Source organism: Haloferax sp. S2CR25 (genome assembly GCF_031624535.1).
In the GTDB taxonomy this organism is placed as follows: Archaea; Halobacteriota; Halobacteria; order Halobacteriales; family Haloferacaceae; genus Haloferax; species Haloferax massiliensis.
Window position 1 is genome coordinate 405068 of sequence record NZ_JAMQOO010000001.1, and the last position, 16965, is coordinate 422032.

The 16965-nt window shown below is 68.4% G+C and carries 15 protein-coding genes; 9 read left to right on the forward strand and 6 right to left on the reverse strand.

Annotation, left to right across the window (positions count from 1 at the left end):
* The first annotated feature begins 145 nt into the window (after positions 1–145).
* Positions 146–667, forward strand: a complete 522-nt coding sequence (locus tag NDI65_RS02080) for a hypothetical protein (protein ID WP_310893331.1) — start codon at positions 146–148, stop codon at positions 665–667.
* 39 nt (positions 668–706) lie between these two features.
* Here NDI65_RS02080 and NDI65_RS02085 read toward each other — a convergent pair whose 3' ends face one another.
* On the reverse strand, positions 707–1882 hold the full coding sequence (locus NDI65_RS02085) for a Xaa-Pro peptidase family protein (protein WP_310893333.1): 1176 nt from the start codon (positions 1880–1882) through the stop codon (positions 707–709).
* A gap of 321 nt (positions 1883–2203) precedes the next feature.
* Here NDI65_RS02085 and aroA point away from each other — a divergent pair, with 321 nt between their 5' ends.
* Together aroA and NDI65_RS02095 are read left to right on the forward strand one after the other, a co-directional pair.
* Positions 2204–3496, forward strand: coding sequence for a 3-phosphoshikimate 1-carboxyvinyltransferase (aroA, locus tag NDI65_RS02090; protein ID WP_089779884.1), 1293 nt, complete (start codon positions 2204–2206; stop codon positions 3494–3496).
* 66 nt (positions 3497–3562) lie between these two features.
* A complete protein-coding gene (locus NDI65_RS02095) occupies positions 3563–4801 on the forward strand; it encodes an alkaline phosphatase family protein (RefSeq protein ID WP_089778167.1) in 1239 nt (412 codons plus the stop codon).
* Here the strand turns inward: NDI65_RS02095 and NDI65_RS02100 are convergent.
* On the reverse strand, positions 4790–5329 hold the full coding sequence (locus NDI65_RS02100; protein ID WP_089778169.1) for a DUF6653 family protein: 540 nt from the start codon (positions 5327–5329) through the stop codon (positions 4790–4792). The genes NDI65_RS02095 and NDI65_RS02100 overlap by 12 nt on opposite strands.
* 106 nt (positions 5330–5435) lie before the next feature.
* On the opposite strand from NDI65_RS02100, the gene aroC reads away from it, so the two are divergent.
* From aroC to NDI65_RS02130, 6 genes are all read left to right on the forward strand, one after another.
* Entirely contained in the window at positions 5436–6644 is a 1209-nt protein-coding gene (gene aroC, locus NDI65_RS02105) for a chorismate synthase (RefSeq protein ID WP_089778171.1), read from the forward strand.
* A gap of 199 nt (positions 6645–6843) precedes the next feature.
* Positions 6844–8739 carry a 2-oxoacid:acceptor oxidoreductase subunit alpha gene (locus NDI65_RS02110; RefSeq protein WP_089778174.1) on the forward strand — a complete coding sequence of 632 codons (1896 nt, stop codon included), beginning with the start codon at positions 6844–6846 and terminating at the stop codon, positions 8737–8739.
* 3 nt (positions 8740–8742) lie between these two features.
* Positions 8743–9681 (forward strand): thiamine pyrophosphate-dependent enzyme, encoded by a 939-nt coding sequence (locus NDI65_RS02115; protein WP_089778175.1) that lies wholly within the window; start codon positions 8743–8745, stop codon positions 9679–9681.
* A gap of 118 nt (positions 9682–9799) precedes the next feature.
* Positions 9800–10228, forward strand: coding sequence for an HTH-type transcriptional regulator LrpA1 (gene lrpA1 / locus NDI65_RS02120; protein WP_089778177.1), 429 nt, complete (start codon positions 9800–9802; stop codon positions 10226–10228).
* Positions 10229–10332: 104 nt separating this feature from the next.
* Positions 10333–11661 carry a DNA polymerase IV gene (gene dinB, locus NDI65_RS02125; RefSeq protein ID WP_089778179.1) on the forward strand — a complete coding sequence of 443 codons (1329 nt, stop codon included), beginning with the start codon at positions 10333–10335 and terminating at the stop codon, positions 11659–11661.
* Positions 11662–11724: 63 nt separating this feature from the next.
* Entirely contained in the window at positions 11725–13485 is a 1761-nt protein-coding gene (locus NDI65_RS02130) for a DUF87 domain-containing protein (protein ID WP_089778180.1), read from the forward strand.
* A gap of 54 nt (positions 13486–13539) precedes the next feature.
* Here NDI65_RS02130 and tpiA read toward each other — a convergent pair whose 3' ends face one another.
* From tpiA to NDI65_RS02150, 4 genes are all read right to left on the reverse strand, one after another.
* Entirely contained in the window at positions 13540–14184 is a 645-nt protein-coding gene (tpiA, locus tag NDI65_RS02135) for a triose-phosphate isomerase (RefSeq protein ID WP_089778182.1), read from the reverse strand.
* A 155-nt stretch (positions 14185–14339) separates the two neighbouring features.
* Positions 14340–14864: a multiprotein bridging factor aMBF1 gene (locus tag NDI65_RS02140; RefSeq protein ID WP_148413463.1), complete on the reverse strand. Its 525-nt coding sequence runs from the start codon at positions 14862–14864 to the stop codon at positions 14340–14342.
* Between the two features lie 104 nt (positions 14865–14968).
* Complete coding sequence (locus NDI65_RS02145) at positions 14969–15403, reverse strand: hypothetical protein (protein ID WP_089778186.1); 435 nt, start codon at positions 15401–15403, stop codon at positions 14969–14971.
* A gap of 54 nt (positions 15404–15457) precedes the next feature.
* Positions 15458–16879 carry a PAS domain-containing sensor histidine kinase gene (locus NDI65_RS02150; RefSeq protein ID WP_310893335.1) on the reverse strand — a complete coding sequence of 474 codons (1422 nt, stop codon included), beginning with the start codon at positions 16877–16879 and terminating at the stop codon, positions 15458–15460.
* Positions 16880–16965 lie beyond the last annotated feature (86 nt).

The following is a 16965-nucleotide window of genomic DNA, read 5'->3' on the forward strand; positions in this document are numbered from 1 at the left end:
CGGAGGCAGACGTTTATACCGCGTGAACTCGATAACACGCACGATGAGTTCACGTGTCGTCGATACTGTGGAAACAGCCTCTCCGACGCGATGTTTTACCGAATCGGCAATTAGACTTATCTACCGGTGGGGAATCGCATAGCGCATGGAGTTCCCTCGCCTCCCGACACGAGACACGAGCGGTCAGAAGGTCGTCCTTCCCGACGACTTGGAGGGCGAACAGACGCTCGTGCTCATCAGCTTCGACCGCCGCCAGCAGTCGCTGGTCGGGTCGTGGCGCGGGTTCGCGAAGGAGCTGTGCGAGACGTACGGCCATTTCGGCTACTACGAACTGCTCGTCCTCGGCGGGCGAAGCGGGATGATGCCGCCGATGGCCGGCGGCGGGATGTCTCCGGAGGCGGCCCGGAGCCGCCCCCACGACAACGCGCTCATCGCGCGGGTGGACAAGACCGCGCTCCAGCGCCGCCTCGGACTGCTCGGCGAGGGCAACATCTACGCGCTTCTCATCGAGGACGGGACGGTCGTCCGGCAGGCCGCGGGCGTTCTCACGTCCGAGACGGCCGACGCGCTGGAGGACCTGCTGAAACAGTGGCGCGAGGCCAACTCCGGGTGGACCGACGCGTCGGCCGTCGGCAGTCCGACGGGCGACAACGCTCTCGACAGCTGATTTTCCGCGCCGACCGCGATTTCGCGTCCGCCGCGCCGGCTACTCGACGACGAGTTCGATCGGGTACTCCGTCAGGTTCTCGTAGCCGTCCTCGGTGACGACCACGAGGTCTTCGATTCTGACGCCGCCGATGTCGGGGTCGTACAGCCCCGGCTCGATGGTGATGACGTGGCCGGGCCGAAGCTCCTCGCCGCTCGGGCTCAGCGAGGGGAGTTCGTGTACGTCGAGACCGACGCCGTGGCCGGTGCTGTGGATGAAGCCGGTCTCCGCGGCGGGGTCGGCGCGGAGCGTGTTCTCGCCGGCCGCCTCGTACACGTTGCAGACGGCGTCGTGGACGTCTTTGCCGGTCGCGCCGGGTTCGACGGCGTCGAGGGCGGCCTCGAACGCCTCCTCGGTGAGGTCGAACCACGCGCGGATTTCGGGCGACGGCTCGCCCTTCACGAACGTCCGGGTCATGTCGCCGTTGTACTTCGTCTCCTTGTCGCGCGGGAAGATGTCGATGATGACGGCCTCGTCGGCCCGGAGCGGGCCGCTCCCGCGGTCGTGGGGGTCGGCGGCGTCGGCCCCGCAGGCGACGATGGTCTCGTCGAGGGCGCAGCCGTGTCGCAGGAGCGCCACCTCGATTTCCTCCCTGACGCGCTCGCTCGTCAGGGGGTCGCCCTCGTGGGTGAGCGTGCCGTCGTCGGCCACGTCGGCGTCGCGGATGAGGCCCTCGGCGGCGCGCATCGCGGCCTCGTTGGCGTCTTGGGCGGCGTGGACGTGCTCGACTTCCTCGTCGGTCTTCACCGCGCGGATGTTCGTGAGCACGTCGTCGGTCTCGGCCTCGACCGCGACGCCCTCGTCGCGCAGGCCGTCGGCGGTGCCGAGCGGGAAGTCCGCGGGGACCGCCAGCGAGTCGACCTCGTGGTCGGCGAGGAACGCCGCGACCGTCTTGGCCTTCCCGACGACCGCGCCGTGTTCGGCGTGCTTGTCGCGGTAGTCGTAGTCGGAGAGCCGCGAGACGGTGTCCGCGCGGCTCTCCTTCTTGGCGCGCCCGAACTCCAGCGTCGAGACGAGGAGGTGGATTCCCTCGGGCGTGTAGAGCGTCACGTACGGGTCCGGCGCGTCGAACCCGGAGAGGTACAGCTGGTTGGAGTCGCCGCCGTCGGCCGAGATGAGATAGCCGTCGAACTCGTCGCCGAGGAACTCGGCCAGCGGTGAGAAATCGGGTTCCATACGCCGGAGTTCGCCCGGCCGGTAGTAAAGCCCTCGCGTCGCGGTCGGCGGGTTCCGGTATCGGCACCGCGACGCTCCTCTTCGGGCGGGAGACGCGCCGCGGATGGACCGCCGGAACTCGCCGTGAGCGGTGACTGAGTGCCGCAATCCCGGCGCGACTCGTCCGCGGTTGCGGCGGTTCGCCGCCGGCCGTACGATACGCTCCCACGCGATATATGTTTGTTGGCAAACACGAAATCGAGCGACCGCGGTGCCGTCGTCGCCCGGGAGAACGTCGCCGCGTCCGGTACCCTGATACCGGACCCTGCCGACCCCTCGCGTATGGACGCCCACGTCTCCCCGTCTCGGGTCGCCGGACGCACCCGAGCGCCGCCGTCGAAGAGTTACACCCACAGAGCCGTCCTCGCCGCGGGCTACAGCGACGAGGCTGTCGTCCGCGACGCGCTCGTCAGCGCCGACACCAAGGCGACCATGCGCGCGGTCGAGGCCTTCGGCGGGTCGGTCGACCGCGACGGACAGACGGTCGAGGTCGCCGGCTTCGGCGGCCGACCGGGCACGCCCGACGACGTGGTCAACTGCGAGAACTCGGGAACGACGATGCGCCTCGTCACCGGCTGTGCCGCGCTCGGCGACGGCCTGACGGTCCTCACGGGCGACGCGTCGCTCCGGTCGCGCCCCCACGGCCCGCTTCTCGACGCCGTCTTCGACCTCGACGGCCGCGCCGAGAGCACGCGCCGAAACGGACAGGCCCCGCTCGTCGTCGGCGACGGCATGACCGGCGGCACCATCGAGATTCCCGGCGACGTGTCCTCGCAGTTCATCACCGCGCTCCTCATGGCCGGCGCGGTCACCGAAGAGGGAATCGACATCGAACTCACGACGGAACTCAAGTCCTCGCCGTACGTCGATATCACGCTCGAACTCCTCGCCGACTTCGGCGTGGAAGCGAGCCGAACCGACGCCGGTTTCTCGGTCCCCGGCGGCCAGTCGTACGCCCCCGAGGGCGGCGCGTACAGCGTCCCCGGCGACTTCTCGTCTATCTCGTACCTGCTCGCGGCCGGCGCGGTCGCCGGCGCGGAGGGCGAGGACGTCGTCATCGAGGGCGCGCGGCCGTCCGCGCAGGGCGACAGCGCCATCGTCGATATCGTCCGCGACATGGGTGCGAGAGTCGACTGGGACGAGGGCGCGGGCGAACTCACCGTCTCCGCGGCCGACCTCACCGGCACGACCGTGGACGTGGGCGACACGCCCGACCTGCTGCCGACCATCGCGGTCCTCGGCGCTATCGCCGACGGCGACACGGTCATCGAGAACTGCGAGCACGTCCGCTTCAAGGAGACCGACCGCGTGAGCGCGATGGCGGAGGAACTCGCGGAGATGGGCGCGAACGTCACCGAGCAACAGGACCGCCTCACGATTCACGGCGGCGAGACCGACCTCGTCGGCGCGGCGGTCGACGGCCGCGGCGACCACCGAATCGTCATGTCGCTCGCGGTCGCCGGCCTCGTCGCCGAGGGCGAGACGACGATTGCGGGCAGCGAGCACGTCGACGTGTCGTTCCCGAACTTCTTCGAGGCGATGCGCGACCTCGGTGCCGAGATGACCGAGCGCTGAGGGCGCGACCCCACAGCGACCCGCCCGGACGGAACTTTTTTCGCGCGCCCGCACGCCGACCGTGGTATGTTCGACGCCGACGCGCAGGCGCTCCGCGAGCGACAGTCGGACGGTGACTACCTCCTGCCGGCGTACGACGACTGGTGTTTCTCGCGGGTACCGGGGACCGTCGCCGACCTGCTCGGCGCGGACGCCGGGCCGCGACTCCCCGCCGAAGCGACCGCGGGCTACGACGACGTGTCGCGGGTGGTCGTCTTCCTCGTCGACGGCTTCGGCCTCGCCCAGTGGGACGGCGAGCGCGACCGGATTCCCTTCCTCCGCGAGTTCGAGCGCGCGGGCCGGGTCACGCCGCTCACCACAGTTTTCCCGTCGGAGACGGCCGCCGCGTTGAACACGTTTCACTCCGGGGCGCTCCCGGCCGAACACGGCGTCGTCGGCTGGAACGTCTACGACCCCGACGCCGACGAGCTGTTCGAGGCGTTGCCATTCCTTCGGAAGGACGGCACCGAACCGGAGCGAATCGACCGCGCCGACGTGGCCGACTGCGAGAGCGTCTATCCCGACCTCGCCGCCGCGGGCGTCGAGACGCACCACGTGACGCCGTTCCCCTCCGAGGAGACGGTCCCGCACACCTACGACCCCGAGGACCTCTCGACGTTCTCGGACGCCTTCGCCGAGGCCGCCGAGGAGGCCGCGGACCCGTCGTACGTCTTCGCGTACCTCCCGCAGACCGACGCCGTGGCGCACCCCGAGGGCGTCGACTCCGAGGCGTACCGCGAGACGGTCGCCGAGACGTTCGCCCGCGTGGAAGACGCGATAGCGACGCTCGCCGAGACGGCCGACGGAGACGCGGGCGAGACGCTCGTCTGCGTCACCGCCGACCACGGCCTCGTCGACACCGACCCCGAGCGCAACCCCGACCTCTCGGAACCGCCGTTCGACCTCGTCTCGGACCTGCGGACGCTCACGGACGGGACGCCGATTCGGTTCTCGGGGAGTCCGCGGAACGTCCACCTCCACCTGAAGGACGACCGAATCGACCCCGTCTACGACCTGCTCACGACCGAGTTGGACGCGCGGGTGTTCCGGAAACGGGAGGTGCTGGAGCGGGAACTGTTCGGTCCCGACCCCTCGCCGACGTTCGAGCGGCGACTCGGCGACCTCGTGGTCGTCCACCGCGACCTCGGCGTCTGGTACGGCGACGAGGAGCCGGGGAACCTCGGCTTCGTCGCCATGCACGGCGGCCTCCACCCCGACGAGATGCTGATTCCGCTCGCCACGGCGACGCTGGACTCACTCCGCTGAGTCGGAGTCGGGGCCGCGGCCCGTCACGCCCGTCTCCCGCACGACGGCGTCGACCCACCAGAGCTTGAGGACCATCACGCCGAGCGTGCCGAGGAGCGTTCCGACCGGCCTACGCCGTATGGCCGAGGCGAAGGCGTAGAGCGTGACGGGGACGTTGAGCACGTTGAGCACGTTCGGGTAGTCCAACCCCATCGTCCCCCGCTCGGCGTCGAGCCACTCGCGCTCGGCGAGGACGATTCGGCTGAGGTAGTTGTCCGTGCGCGCGGGCCGCGGGAACAACACCGGGTTGACCGCGGTGAACGCGAGGGCGGCGAGGAAGAGCCGGCGGTCCCGCCGGTAGACGGCGTACATCAACACCGGGTAGACGAGGATGCGCGTGCCGGCGCTCCACGGGTTGGCGTGGCGCTCCCAGAACGCCGCTTCGAAGCGGTCGCGGAGGCCGGAAGCGGAGGTGGAGGCGGAGGCGGGGCCGCGGTCGGGGGCGGACCCGCGGTCGCGGTCGGGGCCGGTGGAGGGCGTCGATGCCATACGCCCGATTCGTCGGCGTCGACCATGAACGTGGGGTCGCGGGACCCCCTCCCACGATTGCGGCTTTCTACAAACACTAAATGGGCGGCCACCCGAGGGGCGGGTAATGAACGGCAACGAATTCGGTCGTCTCTTTCGGATGACCACCTACGGCGAGAGCCACGGCGACGCGATGGGCGTCACGGTGTCCGGCTGTCCCGCCGGCGTGGAGCTATCGGTCGAGGACGTACAGCACGAACTGGACCGACGCAAACCGGGCCAATCGATGATTACGACGAGCCGCGGCGAGCCGGACGCCGTCGTCGTCAACTCCGGCGTGCAGGACGGCTACACGACGGGCACGCCCATCGGGATGGTCGTCCAGAACAAGGACGCCCGCTCGGGCAAGTACGAGCCGTACGTGACCGCGCCGCGGCCCTCCCACGGCGACTTCACGTACTCGGCGAAGTTCGGCACGCGCAACTGGGGCGGCGGCGGTCGCTCCTCCGCGCGCGAGACGGTGAACTGGGTCGCCGCCGGCGCGGTGGCGAAACAGGTCATCGAGCAGAGCGACTACGACATCGAAATCAAGGCGCACGTGAACCAGATCGGCGACGTGGAAGCGCCGGAGGTCTCGTTCGAGGACCTGCGCGAGCACACGGAGGAAAACGACGTTCGGTGTGCGCACCCCGAGACGGCCGCCGAGATGCAGGAGCTCATCGAGGAGTACCAGAAGGAAGGCGACTCCATCGGCGGCTCGATTTACTTCGAGGCGCAGGGCGTCCCGCGCGGCCTCGGCGCGCCGCGGTTCGATTCGATTTCGGCGCGACTCGGACAGGCGCTCATGTCGGTTCCGGCGGCGACGGCGTTCGAGTTCGGTCTCGGCCGCGAGGCCCGCGAGTGGACCGGCCACGACCGCAACGAGAACTGGGAATTTGACGAGAGCGAGTCGCAAAGCGACTCGGAAGACGCGAGCGGTGACGAACCGCGAGCGCACGGCGACCCCCGACCCGTCGGCAACAAACACGGCGGCATCCAGGGCGGCATCACGACCGGCGAACCGGTGTACGGCGAACTGACGCTCCACGCGCCCACGTCCATCCCGAAGAAACAGCGGACCGTGGACTGGGAGACCGGCGAGGAAAAGGAGATTCAGGTCGTCGGCCGACACGACCCCGTGCTCCCGCCCCGCGGCGTCCCGGTCGTCGAGGCGATGCTCTACGTGACCATCCTCGACTTCATGCTCCTCGGCGGACGCATCAACCCCGACCGCCTCGACGGACGCGCCGGCGAGTACGACACTCCGTACCACCCGTCGAGTCCGGACAACGAGTAGCGAACGCGATTCCGCGTTATCGTTCGCGCTATTCGGCGAGCGTGATAGCCCGTTCGTCCACTTTCGATGGTGGGACGGTGAGTCAGTTTAACAATATTAAGTCCTTCATTATCTTTCCTTGTTAATCCATAGCAAAGTCTTTAATCGGACCCTCCCCAACTTTTCAGGTAGCGCCCCAGCGGGGCCGTGAGCTCAACATATGACTGACCACGAACTTATCTGGCGGATCGCAGGGGGTTCCGGTGACGGTATCGCCTCGACGAGCCAGAACTTCGCCAAAGCCCTGATGCGAGCGGGGCTACACGTTTTCACGCATCGCCACTATCCATCGCGCATCCGCGGCGGCCACACGTACACCGAAGTGCGCGTGAGCGCAGACCCCGTCAAGTCCCGCGGCGACGGGTACAACTTCCTCCTCGCGCTCGGTGACTCCTTCGCCCGCAACCCGAGCGAGGGTGCCTACTACGGCAACGAGGAGATCAAGCCGCTGTCGGAGAACCTCGACGAACTCAACGAAGGCGGCGTCATCGTCTACGACTCCGGTCTGCTCGACGCCTCCGAAATCGAGGACTTCGACGAGCGCGTCGAGGAGAACGACTGGCACGTCTACGACATCGACCTGCGTACCATCGCCCGCGAACACGGTCGCGAGGTCATGCGCAACACCGCCGGTGTCGCCGTCACGTGCGCCATCGCCGACATCGAACCCGACGTCATCAAGAGCCTGATGTCGGACGCGATGCCGGACAAGATTCTCGAACCGAACCTGACCGTCTTCGACGACGCCTACGAGATGGTCCAAGAGGAGTACGACGTCGAGGCTCCCGACGTGTCCGCGCCGACCGGCGAACACGACGAAGAGCAGGTGCTCCTCTCCGGCTCCGACGCCATCGCGTACGGCGCCATCGACGAGGGCTGCCGCTTCATCGCGGGTTACCCGATGACCCCGTGGACGGAAGTCTTCACCATCATGACCCAGAACCTCCCCGAACTCGGCGGCATCTCCGAGCAGGTGGAGGACGAAATCGCCGCGGCCGCGCTGGCAATCGGTGCCTCCCACGCGGGCGTCAAGGCGATGTCCGGCTCGTCCGGTGGCGGTTTCTCGCTCATGTCCGAGCCGCTCGGGCTCGCCGAGATCACCGAGACGCCGCTGGTGCTCGTCGAGGCCATGCGCGCCGGCCCCTCGACGGGGATGCCGACGAAGCCCGAGCAGTCCGACCTCGAACACGTTCTGTACACCTCGCAGGGCGACTCCCACCGCATCGTCTTCGCGCCCGGTAACGCCGCCGAGGCGTACTACCAGACGCGCAAGGCGTTCCAGATCGCCTACGAGTACCAGATTCCGTCCATCGTCCTCTACGACCAGAAGCTCGGGGGCGAACTCTCGAACGTCCCGGCGTCGGTCTTCGACGAGGAGCCGAACGCCGACCTCGGCTCGGTCCTGACGGAAGCGGAACTCGAAGACGCGCCGCACGACGACTCCGGCAAGTACCAGCGCTTCCAGCACGACACCGAAAACGGCGTCTCGCCGCGTTCGCTGCCGGGCCAGAAGGGCGGTCGCTACCTCGCGACGGGTAACGAGCACATGCCCGCGGGTCACATCTCGGAGTCCCCCGAGAACCGCGTCGCGCAGATGAACCGCCGCATGCAGAAGGTCGACAACATCCGCGCCGAACTCGACGCCGACGGCGAGTTCAACACGGTCTACGGCGACGAAGACGCCGACCTCGGTCTCATCACCTTCGGCAGCCAGCAGGGCACCGTCGAAGAGGCCGCCGACGTCCTCAACGAGAAGGGCCACTCGGTCAAGGTCCTCGGCGTCTCCGAGATGATGCCGTTCCCGAAACAGCAGGTCGCGGAGTTCCTCGACAGCGTCGACGAGGCGCTCGTCATCGAGATGACCGCCTCCGCCCAGTTCCGCGGACTCATCTCCAAGGAACTCGGCGGCTACGGCGACCAGATGTCGAGTCTCCTCAAGTACAACGGCAACCCGTTCGAGCCCGCCGACATCGTCGAGGGCTTCGAGACGGCGCTCCTCGAAGGCGAGGAGCTCCCAGACAACCGCACGAAGTTCGTCCCCAAGGTGGGTGAATAAATCATGAGTGCATTCAGCGCAATCGGTGAAGAAACGGAGCAGGACCAAAACGAGTTCACCCCCGGACTCGAACCCCAGCCGACGTGGTGTCCGGGCTGCGGTGACTTCGGTGTCCTCAAGGCGCTCAAGGGCGCGGCGGCCGAACTCGGCCTCTCGCCCGACGAGATGATGGTGACGACCGGTATCGGCTGTTCCGGCAAGCTCAACAGCTACTTCAACAGCTACGGCTTCCACACCATCCACGGTCGCTCGCTGCCCATCGCCCGCGCCGCGAAGCTGGCGAACCCCGGGCTGACCGTGGTCGCCGCCGGCGGCGACGGCGACGGCTACGGCATCGGTGGCAACCACTTCATGCACACCGCCCGTGAGAACCACGACATCACCTACATCGTGTTCAACAACGAGATCTTCGGCCTCACGAAGGGCCAGACCTCGCCCACGTCGCCGATGGGTCACAAGTCGAAGACCCAGCCTCACGGCTCGGCCAAGACGCCGCTGCGTCCGCTCTCGATGTCCCTGAACGCCGGGGCGTCGTACGTCGCGCGGACGGCCGCCGTCAACCCGAACCAGGCGAAGGACATCATCGTGGAAGCCATCCAGCACGACGGCTTCTCCCACGTCGACTTCCTCACGCAGTGTCCGACGTGGAACAAGGACGCCCGTCAGTACGTCCCGTACATCGACATCAACGACTCCGACGACTACGAGTTCGACAAGACGAACCGCTCGGAGGCCTCCGAGATGATGTTCGAGACGGAGAACGCCCTCCACGAGGGCACCGTCCTCACCGGCCGGTACTACGTCGACGAAGACCGCCCGTCCTACCAGCAGGAGAAACAGCGCATCGGCGAGATGCCCGAAGAGCCGCTCGCGGAGCGCTACTTCGACGACTCCTACGAGTGGGAGCGGACGTTCGACAACTTCCTCGACAAGCACAAGTAACGTCGCCGACGTCGTCGGCGGCGTTCGGTTTCCGGCCGGCGACCGCGCCGGTTCGATGTGACCGAGAACCCTTTTCGGATTCGCAAGATATTTTTTACCCGTGAGAAAACCAACGGGCATGGAAACCACGTCCACGGAGGGACGCATCCTCGCGGTCTTGGAGGAAGACGCGAAAGCGTCGTACGCCCAGATCGCGGACAGGGCGGGCGTGTCGAAGCCGACGGTCCGGAAATACATCCGCAAACTCGAAGACGACGGCGTCATCATCGGCTACTCCGCCGACGTCGACCCGAAGAAACTCGCCGGGCAGTCCATCGCCATGGTCGGCATCGACGCGACGAGCGAGCGCTACGTCGAGGTCACGCGCATCCTCAAGGAACTCGACTCGGTGGAGGCGCTGTACACGTCCTCCGGCGACCACATGCTGATGGCCGAGGTCCGCGCCGTCGACGGCGACTCCCTCGGCGACGTCATCTCCGACGAGATTCTGTCTATCGACGGCGTCACGGCCGCACACCCCTCGTTCCTGCAGGAGCGACTGAAGTAACGCGACCGACTGCGACCGCGACCGACCCGCCGCGTCCTTCCTCGTCCGTTCACTTTCGCCGCGCTATCTGAAGCTTCAGGTGCGTCGCGCCCGTCCCCTCGACTATGGCGGAGGAGACGCTGCCGGGCACGGCCGACGACGACGGTCCCGACAGCATCGTCCTTCACGTGGACATGGACTGCTTTTACGCCGCCTGCGAGCGCCTGCGCGAGCCCGAACTCGAAGGCGAGCCGGTCGTCGTCGGCATGGGCTACGAATCCGGCGAGGGTCACGGCGCGGTCGCGACGGCGAGCTACGAGGCCCGCGAGTTCGGCGTCGAGAGCGCCCAGCCGATTTCGACCGCGCTCGAACGCCTCCCGCGAATCGACGACCTCGCCCCCGACGACGACCCCGCGGCGGCGGGCCACTACCGCACCGTCGACCTCGACTTCTACAAGCGCGTCGCCGCCGACGTGAAGGCGATTCTCCACGACTGCGCCGACGTGGTCCGCGAGGTGAGCATCGACGAGGCCTACCTCGACGTGACGGACCGGACCGCGTGGGACCTCGCGGCCTCGGGCGACCGGACGCTGGCGGAGGGCTTCGCCCGCTACGTGAAACAGCGCATCGCCCGCGAGGTCGGCGTCGCGGCCTCCATCGGCGTCGCGCCGAACATGTCGACCGCGAAGATCGCCTCCGACTTCGACAAACCCGACGGGCTGGTCGTCGTCCGCCCCGGCGAGGTGCGGTCGTTCCTCGCGCCCATCCCGGTCGAGGAGGTCCACGGCGTCGGTCCCGTGACGGCCCGGAAACTCGGCTCGCTCGGCATCGAGACGGCGGGCGACCTCGCCGAGGCCGACGCCTCGGCCCTCGAAGCCGAGTTCGGCTCCCGCGGCCGCGAACTCCACGACCGGGCCCGCGGCTACGACGACCGGACGGTCACGCCGACGGGCCGGCCCAAGAGCCTCTCTCGGGAGTCGGCGTTCACCGAGCCGACGGCCGACATCGAGGACAAGCGGGAGGTCGTCCGCGCGCTCGCGGCCGACGTGGCCGACCGCGCGCGCTCCCGCGGGGCGATGTACCGAACCATCGGCATCAAGGTGGTCGTCCCGCCGTTCGATATCAACACCCGGGCCACGTCGCTTTCCGGCCCCGTCGACGACCCCGAGCTGGTCGAGTCGGTCGCGCTCGACCTGCTCGACGCCGAGTTCGCCGAGACGATCGTCAGAAAACTCGGCGTCCGCGTCTCGAAGCTCTCCTTCGCGGACGCCGACCAGTCGAGCCTCGACGGTTGGGAGTCCGCTGGTGCGGACGGCGACGGCGGCTCTGACGACCGCGTCGGCGACGACCGGCACGACGACGACACCGGCCGCGACACCGATGACGACGAGCCACCGGCCGGCCGCGAGACCACCTCGCGCGGCGGCCAGTCGTCGCTCGTCGAGTTCGACTGACCCCGCGAGACCGGCGGGGCGAGGGGGAGGAACTATGGCCTCCGAGGGAGTCCACCAACTCGGATGACGGATTCGGACACGGAAACCATCTCGGTCGCCGAGATCAGCGACGGACCAGGGGGAGAGGGAACCGAAGAACCGGGGACGAGAGTCGACCTGCCGGTGGTCGACATCCTCACCGGTCGGGGGTTCGTCACCGGCAAGTCCGGGTCGGGCAAGTCGAACACGGCGTCGGTCATCATCGAGAACCTGCTGTCGGCGAACTTCCCGGTGCTCATCGTCGACACCGACGGCGAGTACTACGGCCTCAAACAGGAGTTCGAACTGCTCCACGCCGGGGCCGACGACGAGTGCGACATCCAGGTGAGCCCCGAGCACGCGGAGCGACTCGCCACGCTCGCGCTCGAACAGAACGTACCCATCATCCTCGACGTGTCCGGCTACCTCGACGACGCGGCCTCCGACGAGCTGGTGACGGAGGTCGCAAAACACCTCTTCGCGAAGGAGAAGAAGCTCAAGAAACCGTTTTTGATGCTCATCGAGGAGTGCCACGAGTACATCCCCGAGAAGGGCGGGATGGACGAGGCGGGCAAGATGCTCATCAAAATCGGAAAGCGCGGGCGCAAACACGGCCTCGGCGTCGTCGGCATCTCCCAGCGCCCCGCCGACGTGAAAAAGGACTTCATCACCCAGTGCGACTGGCTCGTCTGGCACCGCCTCACGTGGCGCAACGACACCAAGGTCGTCGGGCGCATCCTCGGGTCGGAGTACGCCGACGCCATCGAGGACATGGGCAACGGCGAGGGCTTTCTCGTCACCGACTGGTCCGAGTCGATTCGGCGCGTGCAGTTCCACAAGAAACAGACGTTCGACGCGGGCGCGACCCCCGGGCTCGACGACTTCGAGCGCCCCGACCTGAAGTCCGTCGACGGCGACCTCGTCTCCGACCTCAAGGAGATTTCCGACGAGAAGGCGAGACGGGAGAGCCGCATCGCCGACCTCAGACAGGAGATAGACAAGAAAGAGGCGCGGATTCGACAGCTCGAACGCGAGTTAGAGGAGGCGCGGGACCTCTCGCGGATGGCCGACCAGTTCGCGCAGGCGATGTTCCAGAAGGCCGAGTCGCCCTACCGCGGCGGCGACGGTCGCAACCTCAACCGCCCCACCGAAAAGCAGGCCGCGCTCGGCGAGTACAACGAGCGTGCCGAGGGTGAGGCGGCAGACGCCGCGGCCGACGCCGACTCCGCAGGCGGCGATGCCACCCCCGGAGAAGCGGACGACGCGCCACCCCGGCGGTCGCTCGAAGCGCCCTCCGGGCCGCCGTGGCCGACCCACGGACTGCTCTCTGAGGGCGGCGAGGCGTCGGCCGACGGCGCGGCCGACGGGGGCGGAGTGACCGCGCCGACCGACGGCGAGTCGTGGCTGGCTGACGCCGAGATGGGCGACTTCGAGCCGGCGGAACTCCACCCCGCGCCGGGCGCGGAGAGCCGCCGGGACGTCGTCGACCGCATGACGGCCATCGTCGACGCGCTGGGCGACGCCCACCACGGGATGCTCGCGCACTACCGCGAGCGCGGCGTCTCCGACCCGCTCGCCGCCCACGTCGCCGCCGGCGAGACCGGCGACCAGCACCTCGCCTACGGGCGAAATCGGTCGCTTCGACGGGCGGGGTTCATCCGGCACGCCGGCCGCGGGAAGTACGAGTACGCGCTCCCCGACCTCGTGAGCGACGAGTACGCGGACCTCTTGGACGAGGACGAACTCCGGGAGACGGTCGCGGCTATCGAGGCGTCGTTCGTCGAAGAAGAGGCCGACGGGGAGTAGACGCGAGACGCGACGCGGGCCGTCGGCCGGAGTCAGAGTGTTTTTTCGACGCGCTTACAGCCCGGAGACGAGGTCTTCGAGCGCCGCGCGCGGGTCGTCGGCCTTGGCGACGCCGGAGGCCAGCAGGATGCCGGACGCGCCGAGTTCCTCGGCGGTCACCACGTCGTCGCCGGTCGAGATGCCAGCGCCGCAGTAGACTTCGACGTCCTCGTCGACGTTGGCCGCGGCGTCGACGGCGTCGGTGACGATGCCGGGGTCGGCCGTCGCGACGGAGACGTCGCCGCCGATGAGCTCCGGTGGCTCGACGGCGACCGAGTCGGGACCGAGCGCGGAGACCGCGCCGATCTGGGCGGGGTTGTTGGCGCAGACGCAGGTTTCGAGGCCCGCTCGCTCGGCGGCCTGTACGGAGCCGTCGATGTCGGCGAGCTTCAGGCGCTTTTCGGAGTGGTTGATGAGCGTGCCGACCGCGCCGGCCTCGGCGACGGCCTCGGCGAGGGTGCTGCCGGTGTGGCTGCCGTGGCCGTTCGGGTCGACGTGCTGGGCCCACGTCTCGACGCCGGTGTCGGCGACGCGGGAGACGTCGGCCGCCTGCGGGGAGACGGCGATGCGGACGCCGGACTCCTCGGCCACGTCGCGCGCGGCGGTGGCGACTTCGATGGGGTCACACGGGTACGCCTTGAGGTTGACTAGGATGAACACAAGCGAAGTCGGGCCCGACGAGACTAATAAATTGGTTTTCGGGGCCGCGATTGCCACGAGACGGCGTCTCGCGGGCGGAAAATCGTGATAAACTCCGCGGGGACTCGGCCGTGCGGTTCCCGCGACGGGTCGGCGGAACTAGTCGCCGACTCGCGTCAGTCCTTGCGCTTGACGACGTCGCCGAGGGTGGTCGTCGTGGAGCCGCCGCCGGACCACTCGGAGTCGTCGTCGCTCTCGCCTTCGACCAGCGAGATGTCGAGCTTGCGTTCGATCTTCTTCCGGACGGAGTCCGGCGGCATGATGTCGCCGCGTTCGAGCTTGCGGATGAGGCTCGCCTTCTCGTTGAGCGACTGGGCGAGCTCTTCTTGGCTCAGCCCGCGGGACTCCCGCGCCTGCCGGATGCGGTCGTCGTAGTCGGTCGCGATTTCGTCCATGTCGTCGAACATGTCGCGGCGACGCCGCTTCGACGAGGAGGAGGAGGAAGACGACCCCGAGGAGCGAGAGGAGTCCGAGCCCGACGAGGAGGAGGTGGAGTACTTCGTGCTCGCGCTGGAAGTCGACTCGGTGCGGACCTCCGTGCCGAACTCGGCGCAGTCGTCACACAGCTGTAGTTCTGCGCCTTCGACCTTCACAGTCTTCAGAGAGGCTTGGTCGGAGCCGCACATCTCGCACTGAGGCATACACTCACGTACCCGCCCGCCGCGTATAAAAGGCACGCCACCGGCCACCGAATCGGCGCGGTCGGGTTGTGACGGAACCGTCCCCGGAACGCGACCCCTCCGTCTTACTGGCGTCCGAGACGCTGCCGAACCTGCCGTCGGAGCGGTTCCGTGACGACCCGGTGGCCTCGCCGGTAGACGACGACGTACGCAACCGGCAGGAGTGCGACGAACGCGACGATGAGCCAGCGCCCCTGCGTGAACGGGTCGGGCGGGAGCGTGAACGCGCCGGCGTACGAAGCGACACCGGCGAGCATCACGGCGAGCGCGGCGCGCTCGGTCCTCGACGGCGGTCGCCGCCTCGACGACCCGCTGACGAAAAACAGCAGGTAGGCGACCAGTCCGACCGGAACGAAGGCGACGAGCGCCCCGAGGAGGTTCGGGAACCCGTGGCCGCGGGCGGCGGCGTTCTGCGAGACCCAAAGCGACGTGGCGACGAGGACGACGACCGGAACGAAAAACAGCGTCGCCTCCGCGGGCGACGGAACGATGGAGGGCACGAATCCTCGTCGTTCGTGTCATCTAATAATCGTTTTGGCGGGGGGTCGGAACAGTCAGTTCCGGCTCACGTCCGCCAGCGGGAGCGTCAGTCGGACGGTGCTCCACCCGTCGCGCCGGTCGTAGTCGACTCGCCCGCCCGCGGACTCGACGACCCATTTGACGACCCACAGCCCCAGTCCGGAGCCGTGGCTGAGTTGCGTGATGTCCTCGTCGCCGAAGACGGCGGCCCACTCGATTTCGGGGATGCCGTCGCCGTCGTCGCTGACGCGGACCGTGGCGTCGTTCTCGCGCCGCTCCGCGTCGATGCGGACCGTCACGTCCTCGGAGGTGTGTTCGAGCGCGTTCTCCACGACGTTGGCGAGCGCCTGCGCGAGTTTCGGCCCGACCGAGACTGGCAGCGACGGCGGGAGGTCGAGGTCGAACATCGCCGCGGGGTATCGGTTCCGCCGCGACTCGACGACGGCGCGGACCGTCGCGGTCGCGTCGACCACCTCGTCGGGTCGTCGGTCGTCGAGGACGGCGGCGGCGGTTCGGGCCTTCTCGCTGACCCGCAAGAGCGTCTCCGTGTGGTCGGCGATGCGCCCGGCGGCGTGGTCGACGCGCGGGTCGCCCGTCGCCTCGCGTATCTCCTCGGCCATGCCGAGAACCACGTTCATCTCGTTTCTGAGGTTGTGTCTGAGGACGCGCTGGAGCACCTGCAGGTGCTCTCTGGCCCGGCGCTGACCGGTGATGTCCGAATAGATGGAAAAACCGTACCGCCTCCCGTCGCCGCGGCTGTAGGGGATGCCGCGGTAGAGGAACTCCCGTCTGCCCCACGCGGTCTGCCGGGTGACGATGGCGTGGTTGGCCTTCCCGTCGGCCGTCCGCTGGTCGAAGTCGACCGCCTCGCCGTCGGCGTCCGGCGGGACGATGAAGTCGTTGAGCGACTCGCCGCGCACCTCGTTGGCGTCGTAGCCGAAGACGGTCTCGAACCCCGGATTGACCGCCCGCACGACCGGCTCGATGCCGACGATTTCGAACTCGATGACGGCGTCGTCGATGAGGTCGAACAGGTGGTCGAAGCGGTCGCGCTCGGTGTGCAGTCGCGCGGTCGTCGGTTCCGCGGTCTCGCGGCGCACCGCGCCGACCACCCGGTCTGCGTCGGGGTCAGGGGCGTGACATCCGTCGCCCCCACTGCCGTCGTCCCCACCACCGCTGTCGCCCCCGCGGTACGGGGCGAACTCGATTTCGACTTCGGCTTCGGTGGCCGGAGCCGCCGCCCCGCCGCCCCCCGAGAGCCGACAGCGACACCGCCGGCTCTCCCACCCGCTCGCCGCTCGCACGGCGGCCGCGGCCTCGCGAACCTCCGGCCAGTCTCCGTCGGCGACGAACTCGGAGAACGGCCGTCCGCGGAGCGCCGCGGCGTCCGCGCCGAGATGCGCCGCGAACTCGTCGCTCGCGTGGACCACGGTTCCCGCCGCGTCGAGGACGAACATCACCTGAGGAGAGCCGAGCGCCGCGGGCGCTCACCGTCGGTTAGAGAAAACGGGCATCGTGGGGACGCGCGGTGAGATTGCGCGAG